At 65.1% G+C, this 9,020-nt stretch carries 7 protein-coding genes and 1 pseudogene; 2 read left to right on the top strand and 6 right to left on the bottom strand.

The window, feature by feature from the left end:
• A pseudogene (locus tag LL962_RS07460) lies at positions 1–495 on the bottom strand (transposase); the annotation flags it as partial.
• Between the two features lie 204 nt (positions 496–699).
• Between LL962_RS07460 and LL962_RS07455 the strand changes: the two are divergent.
• Positions 700–1,056: a hypothetical protein gene (locus LL962_RS07455; protein ID WP_228316461.1), complete on the top strand. Its 357-nt coding sequence runs from the start codon at positions 700–702 to the stop codon at positions 1,054–1,056.
• Positions 1,057–1,431: 375 nt separating this feature from the next.
• Here the strand turns inward: LL962_RS07455 and LL962_RS07450 are convergent, their stop codons facing one another.
• Positions 1,432–1,683 carry a hypothetical protein gene (locus tag LL962_RS07450; RefSeq protein WP_104587987.1) on the bottom strand — a complete coding sequence of 84 codons (252 nt, stop codon included), beginning with the start codon at positions 1,681–1,683 and terminating at the stop codon, positions 1,432–1,434.
• A gap of 399 nt (positions 1,684–2,082) precedes the next feature.
• Positions 2,083–2,316 (bottom strand): hypothetical protein, encoded by a 234-nt coding sequence (locus LL962_RS07445; RefSeq protein ID WP_230430202.1) that lies wholly within the window; start codon positions 2,314–2,316, stop codon positions 2,083–2,085.
• Positions 2,317–2,482: 166 nt separating this feature from the next.
• Here LL962_RS07445 and LL962_RS07440 point away from each other — a divergent pair, with 166 nt between their 5' ends.
• Positions 2,483–3,457, top strand: coding sequence for a GGDEF domain-containing protein (locus LL962_RS07440; RefSeq protein ID WP_228316460.1), 975 nt, complete (start codon positions 2,483–2,485; stop codon positions 3,455–3,457).
• 138 nt (positions 3,458–3,595) lie between these two features.
• Here LL962_RS07440 and LL962_RS07435 read toward each other — a convergent pair whose 3' ends face one another.
• The 3 genes from LL962_RS07435 to LL962_RS07425 are packed head-to-tail and all read right to left on the bottom strand — an operon-like array spanning position 3,596 to position 8,948.
• Entirely contained in the window at positions 3,596–5,020 is a 1,425-nt protein-coding gene (locus LL962_RS07435) for an efflux transporter outer membrane subunit (protein WP_228316459.1), read from the bottom strand.
• Positions 5,014–5,745 carry an SDR family oxidoreductase gene (locus tag LL962_RS07430; protein WP_228316458.1) on the bottom strand — a complete coding sequence of 244 codons (732 nt, stop codon included), beginning with the start codon at positions 5,743–5,745 and terminating at the stop codon, positions 5,014–5,016. Before LL962_RS07430 ends, LL962_RS07435 begins: the two co-directional genes overlap by 7 nt.
• Before the next feature lie 32 nt (positions 5,746–5,777).
• Entirely contained in the window at positions 5,778–8,948 is a 3,171-nt protein-coding gene (locus tag LL962_RS07425) for an efflux RND transporter permease subunit (protein ID WP_104587992.1), read from the bottom strand.
• Positions 8,949–9,020 lie beyond the last annotated feature (72 nt).

The raw sequence follows: 9,020 nt of genomic DNA, 5'->3' as shown, positions 1-9,020 counted from the left end.
AGTTCACCAGGCGTCCTTCCTGTCGCAGCTTGAGATAGATCATCCCCACGCCGTAGCGGCGATGGCGATGCGCCAACGCAACAATGCGCTCACGCAGCTCGTCATTGCGATCCTCACGCGGACAATAGCGCAGTGCACTGGCGCTCATGCCGATCGCTGTTAGAGCGCAACGTTCGCTGGCGCCGCCTTGGATCCACTCGCGCACCAGCGCACGACGCGCCGGTGCGCTGACTATTTTTTTCGCAAGGCATCCTTGATCAGGTCGTTCTGGAACACCTGCTCGGCCAGCAACTTCTTCAGCCGCGTGTTCTCGGCCTCCAGATCCTTGAGCCGCTTGGCATCGGGCACACTCATGCCGCCGAACTTGCTGCGCCACTTGTAGAACGTGGCCGAGCTGATGCCGTGCTCGCGGCACAGCTCCGGCACGGGCGCACCGGCCTCGGCCTGCTTGAGCACGGCGATGATCTGGCTGTCGGTAAAGCGGGACTTCTTCATGGAACCTCCCCGGGAAAGGGTACGAGAAAATTCCACTTCTGGCGCCTACTAAGGAAACTCTGACCCCGAAATGCGGTACTGACTGGTATCCAGTTGCGGCATTTGCGCGCAATCTATACGTGCCGGATGCGGGGCCAAGATAGCCGCTCAGTCTGTGCGGCTTTGAGAAAGCTCTAGCCGGCTCCCCTAAAACATGGAGATGTTATGAAAATTCTGCCTGCTTCCGTCATCGCTGCCGCGTCATTGCTTTCCGTTCTGCCTGCGCACGCCGCTACCTATCAAACCGTAGTTGAAGGCTTCGCTCGAGACATCCAGGGCATAGTTGATGCAACTCCCCAATGTCCCGCAGGATTTACCCCCATTTCTGGTGGCTGGAACGTAAGTGATCCAAACCGTGTACTGTTTTCAGGGCGGCGCCCTGAAAACAACATCAACGAGTCCATGAATCTCGGTAGATTTGCAGTGGTTGGAAGCTACCCCAACGGTAATGGCTGGCGAACGTATGGATACGTTAATGGCGCCGCTATCGTGAACATCTATACCGTCTGCGCGTCTCCATAATCTGAACGACCACGGGGTGGGTGTGTGGCCACAGGCCGCTCACCCACGTGGCGCCTGAAGGGCTCAATCATTGCCAAGGCTCCGCCGACGCTCCCCGCGCCCTGGTGAAATCGAAGCAAAGCGCGTGCCAGCACCAATGACGAAGTCGCAGGATGCGTACGGCGACAAGTGTAGAAGATACCCAGCGCAGCAAAGAGGCGCGTACTCACGCGACAGGCGAAACGCCACCGCTGACGCCCGCACTGCCAATCGTCGCGTCTACTCTGTTCTACTCTGTTTGATTGCAGCCGCACGGTGAATTGCGTGCGCGCGCAAGTCCGCGACCGGGGCCGGTCGCACGGCGTTCGAGCGCGGCCTCCGGGGCGGAAGGCGCGCTCAGGCGTACTCGAGTTGTCGCTGCGCTTCGGCGTGCATGGCTTCCAGGGTGACCATGCCCGCGATGCGGGCCGCTGCCATGGCGCTGCGATGATCGGGGAAGATGGGCGACAGTCTGGCGCCCGCCAATTCGCCAGGCTTGCCGAGACCGATCTGGTCGATGCGCCAGCCCGCGCTCCAGGCGTCGTTGGCGCCATCGTCGCATTGGGCCGCCTGACAGGTCAGCTGGTAGCTACCGAGAAAAATGACCAAGGGGCGTTCGGCTCTGGGAAGTGCCACCAGCATACCGTCGCACGGGCGCAGCGGCGAGCGTTGCACCGTCTGCCAGCTGACCGGCGCTGTATCGCTGACAGAGGGGACCCGGGACCCGGGACCGGCATGGTGGCAGATACCCCTCTCACGCCAACAGCAGCGCGACCTCGCCAACAATTCCACCATCGCAAGAAAGCGCCTCCCACGCTCCACCAACGACACGTTGCCGTTGTGAATCCCCAATCCCGAATCCCGAATCACTTCCATCGGGATCGTCACGAAGGTCCGCACTGCATCCTGGAAGCGCCCTGGCGAACGGAACCTTCGGCTGCGGCTGCAACACAGCCGCGTCGTTCGGGGCTGCGCTCCATGCGCCGATCCCGCCTACGCGGCGGCGCCTCAGCGACCGGGACGCCGCTCTGCGCCGGTCGGAATCAGGCCTGCGCCAGCCAGCATGGTGTCGATGCGGTCACGCGCATAGCTGGCATCGTCCGGCCCCGCGCTGCGCAGCAGCGCCTCGGCGCGGGCATGGAAGTCCAGGTAGTCGAAGTCTGCATCCTCGTCGGCCGCCAGCTGCGGCAAGGCGTCCTGCAGCGCGTCCAGGCGCCGGTCGAGTTCTTCGCGGGTGGACATGGCAGGCTCCGACGGCAAAGGCGATACGGTTGCGGGAACGCCGTCAAGGAGGTGCGAAACCCTGCCAGGCAACGCTTCATTTTCCGACCTGCGGTCGCGCCATTCGCCCCCTCAACTTCTGCCGAGCCCGGCCGATAATGATGCCGACTCCTACAGAACCTTCCATGTGATCCTCCACCTGCGGCGGGATTTTCGCCTCGGCATCGTCAAGATGCTCGGGCCAATCACTGCGCTGTTGCTCTGTCTCTATGCTGTGTACCTGGCCATCTCCGGCCAGGTGGCGGCGTGCCTGATCACCACAGCGTTGGGCGCCCTGGCGATCTGGCGCGGTTGGCAGATGCGTGCCGCCGAACGTACCGGCGCCGGTGGCGTGTGGCTGGCGTCGATCAATGTCGGCGGCTGCCTGGTGGCGTGCTGGACCGGAGGCGATGGCGCCCTGCCCTGGCTGTTTCCGGTGCTGGCGACCAATTACTTCCTGTGTGGGCCGCAGCGCGCGGTGTTGCTGAGCCTGCCCTTGCTGGCAGCCCTGCTGTTCCTGCCCGGCCTGATCGTGAGCCCCGGTCAGGGAGTGTCCACCGTGGTGGTGACCCTGGTGACGCTGGCAGTGGGCTATGCGTTCTCGCTGCGCATGCAGGACGACCGCGTGCATCTGGAAGAGCTGGCCTCGCTGGATGCGCTGACCGGCCTGCCCAATCGGCGCATGCTCGAACGCGCACTCACCCATCAGATCGAGCAGCGCCAGCCGCAGGACCGGCTCAATAGCCTGATCATCCTGGACCTGGACCATTTCAAGGAGGTCAACGATCTGTATGGCCACGCCGCAGGCGATGCGGCGCTGTCGGATCTGGCCACCATCCTGCGGTTCGAGGTCCGCGAACCGCATCAGGTGTTCCGCTTCGGTGGCGAGGAGTTCGTGGTGCTGCTGCGCGCCGGGTCGCTGGCGGAACTGGAAGCTGCCACCGAGCGCTTGCGCAAGGTGATCCGCAACGGCTTGCGCGGTCCAGGTGGACGCATCACGGTGTCGCTGGGAGCGGCGCGTCATAACGGCGAAACGCACTGGCAGGACTGGTTCTCGCGTGCGGACGCAGCGCTGTATCTGGCCAAGAACAGTGGCCGCGACAGCGTGCGTATTGCCGACTGAGCGCGGCGTCGACAGCGCGCGGCGCCGGCAGTGCGTCCAGCCTGCTGCGGGTACACCGACGCAACAGCCCGATCCCCGGCCTGGCGCTTGCCTCGCCCCGGATCGACGGGGCGACCTGCCGGCCGCCCCGCCCACGCCTCAACGCGTCGTCACCGCAACCGGCGTTGCCGGGGCCTCGCCCTGCTTCCATCCTCCCAGCGCCTTGTAGACCCCCACCACGCCGACGTTCACAGCTGCCTCGGCTTGCGCCAGGGCATCGTCGGCGGCCAGTTGGGTGCGCTGGGCGTCCAGCAGGGTGAGAAAGTCTTCGGAGCCTTCGCGGTAGCGGATCTGCGCCAGCTGCTCGGCACGCCGCGCCGCATTGGCCTGCTCCACCACGATGGCCAGGCGTGCCTGCTGGCGGCCGTAGCCGATCAAGGCGTTCTCGGTGTCTTCCAGCGCCAGCAGCACGGCCTGCTGATACTGCGCCAGCGCACCTTCGGCCTGGGCCTTGCTGGCGCGCAGCCGCGCCCGCACGGTGCCGAAATCGAACGCCGCCCAGCTGATCGACGGGGTGATCGACCAGGCCTTCGCATTGCCTTCGGTCAGCCTGGCCGCATCGCCGGACAGAAAGCCGACGAAGCCGCTGATGCTGATGCGCGGGAACAGATCGGCGGTCGCCACACCGACCTGCGCGGTGGCGGCGGCCAGACGTCGTTCGGCGCTGCGCACGTCCGGACGTTGACGCAACAGGCCGGCGGTATCGCCCAGCGGCAAGGGGCGCGCGAACGCCGGCATGCTGCGTGCGACCAGGGTGGCGTCCAGAGCACCCGGCTGCTGTGCGAGCAATACCGCCAGGCGGTGACGGTACTGCGCCTCGGCGGTTTCCAGCAGCGGAATATCCGCCTCGATCGCCTTCAGGCGCGCCAGGCTGCTCTGCACATCCAGTTCGCTGCCTGCACCCAGGTCGCGGCGGGTCTGGGTCAATCGCTGGGTGTCGCGCAGATTGGTCAGGGTGCGTCTGGAGACATCGAGCTGCTTCTGCGTACCGCGCAGCTCGAAATAGTTGCGTGCCACTTCCGCAGCGACGGTGACCTGCACGTCCTGCAGGTTGGCCTGCTCGGCATCCAGGTCGGCACGCGCCGCCTCCGACGCGCGCCGCTGACGGCCGAACAGGTCCAGCTCCCAGGCCGCATCCAGACCCAGGCTGGTCTGTTCGGTGAGGAAGCGCTGGTTGCCGGCGATCACCTGCTGCTGCTCACGGCGATCGAAACTGCCCTGCGCGGTGATGTGCGGCGCCTGATCGAGACGACGCTCGACAAAGACCGCGCGCGCCTGCTTGACCCGCGAGACCGCGATGCGCAGGTCGTGGTTGGCGAACAGTGCATCGCGCACCAGTTGTTCCAGTACCGGGTCGTCGAACTGAGACCACCAGTTGCCCACCGGCGACTGCGGACTGAAGGCTGCATCCTGTGCGCCTTGCAGCGTCACCGCCGCGGGCGGGTCGGGCCGATAGTCCGGCCCCACGGCACAGCCACCGAGGATCAGCGCGGCCAATGCCGCGCCAAGCAGGGTTCTTACCATGGCAGGGTCTCTCCCAGATGCGTGAAACTGCCGGTGGGACCGTGCGCATCGATCAATGCCATCTGCACACTGCTGCGTGCGCCCTCTTCGACCTCGATCTCACCCCCACCGCCGTTCATATCGGTCTTGACGTAGCCCGGATGCACCGTGTTGACCTTGATCGAGGTCTCGCGCAGCTCATAGGCCAGATGCACGGTCCAACTGTTCAATGCGCTCTTGGACGCGTTGTAGGCAGGCACCTTGAAATCGTAGATCGGCGAGCCGGGCTGGCTGTGCAGGGTCAACGAGCCGAGGATGCTGGACACGTTGACCACACGCCCGGCCAACGAGCGACGCAGCAGCGGCAGGAAGGCCTTGGTCACGCCCACCACCGCGAACAGGTTGGTGTCGAAGGTGCGCTTCCAGCTGTCCAGGCTCTGCTCGGACGGCTTGCGCTGGATGTCTTCGGCCACGATGCCGGCGTTGTTGATCAGAATGTCCAGGTGGCCATGGCGTTGCTCCACCGTGCCGACCGCCGCGGCGATGCTGATGTCGTCATTGACGTCGAGCTGGATGGCTTCCACCGGCAGCCCTTCGGCCTGCAGCTTGAGCGCGGCAGCCACGGCATCGTCGCGCTTGCGCCCGGTCAGCAGCGTGTGGACACCGGCCTGGGCCAGTTGCCGAACGGTCTCCAGGCCGATGCCGCGGGTGGCGCCGGTGACCAGCGCGATCTTGGTGTTGCTCATGATGTCAGTCCTTCAAACAGGGATGTGGGGGATTACGCCTTGACGGCGTCATGCGGAACGGCGGCCGGTGCAGCGGGCCCGCGACGGGTCACCCACTTGCGCAGCGCCACGTAGAACACGGGAGTCAGGAACAGGCCGAACAAGGTCACGCCCAGCATGCCGGCGAACACCGTGATGCCGGTGACCGAGCGCACTTCGGCCCCGGCGCCGTGGCCGAACAACAGCGGCACGGTGCCGGCGATGAAGGCGATGGACGTCATCACGATGGGACGCAGGCGCAGACGGCAGGCCTCCAGCGCGGCCTCCACCACGCCCTTGCCATGCATTTCCAGCTCGCGGGCGAATTCGACGATCAGGATGGCGTTCTTGCACGCCAGGCCCATCAGCACCACCAGGCCCACCTGCACGAACACGTTGTTGTCGCCACCGGTCAGCCACACGCCGAACAGGGCGGACAGCAGCGTCATCGGCACGATCAGGATCACCGCCAGCGGCAAGGTCCAGCTTTCATACAACGCGGCCAGCACCAGGAACGCCAGCAGTACCGCCATCGGGAACACGATCAGCGCCGAATTGCCCTGGGTGGACTGCTGATAGCTCAGGTCGGTCCATTCGATGTTCATGCCATTGGGCAGCACCTGCGGCGCCATTGCGGAGAGCTTCTGCATCGCCTCGGTAGAAGACAGCACGCGCGGGTCGGCCTCGCCGATCAGGTCGGCGGCCGGATAGCCGTTGTAGCGGATCACCGGATCCGGGCCGTAGGTCTGGCCCAGCGTGACCATGCTGCCGATCGGCACCATCTCGCCGTTGGCGTTGCGGGTACGCAGGTTGGCGATGTCTTCGACGCTGTCGCGGAACGGTCCATCGGCCTGGGCGATCACCTGGTAGGTACGCCCGAACCGGTTGAAGTCGTTGACGTACGACGAACCGAGATAGGTCTGCAGGGTATCGAACAGGTTGGTCAACGGCACGCCCTGCGCCTTGGCCTTGTCGCGATCGACCTTGGCATCGAGCTGCGGCACGTTGGCCTGATAGGTCCCGATCGGGAACTGCATGCCCGGCGTCTGCGAGATCGCGCCCGACATCGCATTGACCGCACCCTGCAGTTGGCCGTAGCCCAGACCGGCACGGTCCTGGATGTACAGCGAATAGCCCGAGCCCTGGCCCAATCCCAGGATCGGCGGCGGCATGAAGGCGAACGCGAAGCCCTGCTGGATCTGACTGATGCGGGCGTTGATCTCCGCGTTGATCTGCTCGGCGGTACGGCTGCGCTCACTGAAGGGCTTGAGGGTCAGGAACACCGTGCCGGTATTGGGCGTATTGGTGAACTGCAGCGGATTCAGTCCCGGGAAGGCGATCGCATGGTCCACGCCCTCGGTCTGCAGCGCGATCTGGGTGATCTGACGGATCACCTCGTTGGTGCGCTCCAGCGAGGCGCCTTCCGGCAGCTTGGTCCCGGCGATCAGGTACAACTTGTCCTGGGTCGGGATGAAGCCGCCCGGTACCGCCTTGAACATGAAACCGGTGACCACCAGCAACAGCACATACACCACGAACACCGCGCCGCGCTTGCTCAGCGTGCGCGAAACCGCGCCCTGGTACTTGTGCGAGCTGCTGGTGAAGAAGCGGTTGAACGGACGGAACACCCAGCCGAACAGGCGATCGATCAGACGCGACGGACCGTCCTTGGGCGCGTCGTGCGACTTGAGCAGCATCGCCGCCAGCGCGGGCGACAGGGTCAGCGAGTTGATCGCCGAGATCACCGTGGAAATGGCGATGGTCACCGCGAACTGCTTGTAGAACTGGCCGGTCACGCCAGACAGGAAGGCCATCGGCACGAACACCGCGCACAGCACCAGCGCAATGGCGATGATTGGCCCGGACACCTCGCGCATGGCCTGATGGGCCGCTTCCAGCGGATTCAGTCCCTCCTCGATGTTGCGTTCGACGTTTTCCACCACCACGATCGCGTCGTCGACCACGATGCCGATCGCCAGCACCAGGCCGAACAGGCTCAAGGTATTGATCGAAAAGCCCAGCACGTACAACGCAGCGAACGTGCCCACCACCGACACCGGCACCGCCAGCAGCGGAATGATCGACGCACGCCAGGTCTGCAGGAACAGGATCACCACCAGCACCACCAGCAGCACCGCTTCCAGCAGCGTGCTCACCACCGCGCTGATCGAGTCGCGCACGAACACGGTGGGGTCGTAGGCCGACGACCACACCATGCCCTGCGGGAACTGCTTTTCCAGTTCGGCCATCTTGGCGCGCACTGCGTCGGACAATTCGATCGCGTTGGCGCCGGGCGACTGGAACACGCCCATGCCGACCGCGTTCTGGTTGTCCAGTTGCGAGCGCAAGGTGTAGTTACCGGCGCCCAGCTCCAGCCGCGCCACATCGCTCAAGCGCACGATCTCGCCGCTGTTGCCGCTGCGGATCACGATGTTGCCGAACTCTTCTTCGGTGGTCAGGCGGCCCTGCGCGTTGATCGAGAGCAGGAAGTCGCTCTTGCTCGGCATCGGCTCGGCACCGAGCTGGCCGGCGGAGACCTGCACGTTCTGCTCACGGATCGCGGCCACCACATCGCTGGCAGTGAGCCCGCGCGCAGCCACCTTATTGGGATCCAGCCAGATGCGCATGGCGTAGTCGCCCGCGCCGAAGATCTGGATCTGGCCAACGCCCGGCAGGCGCGACAACTCGTCCTTGATCTTCAAGGTGGCGTAGTTGCTCATGTACAGCGAGTTGTACTTGCCCTCGGGCGAGGACAGATTCACCACCATGGTCAGCGTCGGCGACTGCTTCTGGGTGGTCACACCCTGCCGGCGCACGTCCTCGGGCAGGCGCGCCTGCGCCTGGCTGACGCGATTCTGCACCTGCACCTGGGCCTGGTCGGGGTCGGTGCCCGGCTTGAAGGTCACGGTGACCAGCAGCACGCCGTCGGAGCCGGCCACCGATTTCATGTACATCATGTTTTCCACGCCGTTGATGGCTTCCTCGAGCGGCGTGGCAACGGTCTCGGCGATGACCTTGGGATTGGCGCCGGGATACACCGCGCGCACCTGCACGCTCGGCGGTACCACTTCGGGATATTCACTGATCGGCAGCAGCGGCATGGCGATCAGGCCGGCCGCGAAGATGATGATCGACAGTACCGCGGCAAAGATCGGCCGGTCGATGAAGAAACGGGAGAAGTCCATGGAGATGGTCCTGAAGGAGGTTGCCGCCGGGAGGCGGCGCGGCACAGCGGCCACTGGCCGGCCTGATGAGAA

Origin of the sequence: Xanthomonas sp. NCPPB 1067 (assembly GCF_020783795.1) — a bacterium.
GTDB lineage: Bacteria > Pseudomonadota > Gammaproteobacteria > Xanthomonadales > Xanthomonadaceae > Xanthomonas > Xanthomonas melonis.
The sequence above is the reverse complement of the archived record's forward strand: the minus strand, read 5'-3'. Positions and strand labels throughout refer to the sequence as shown.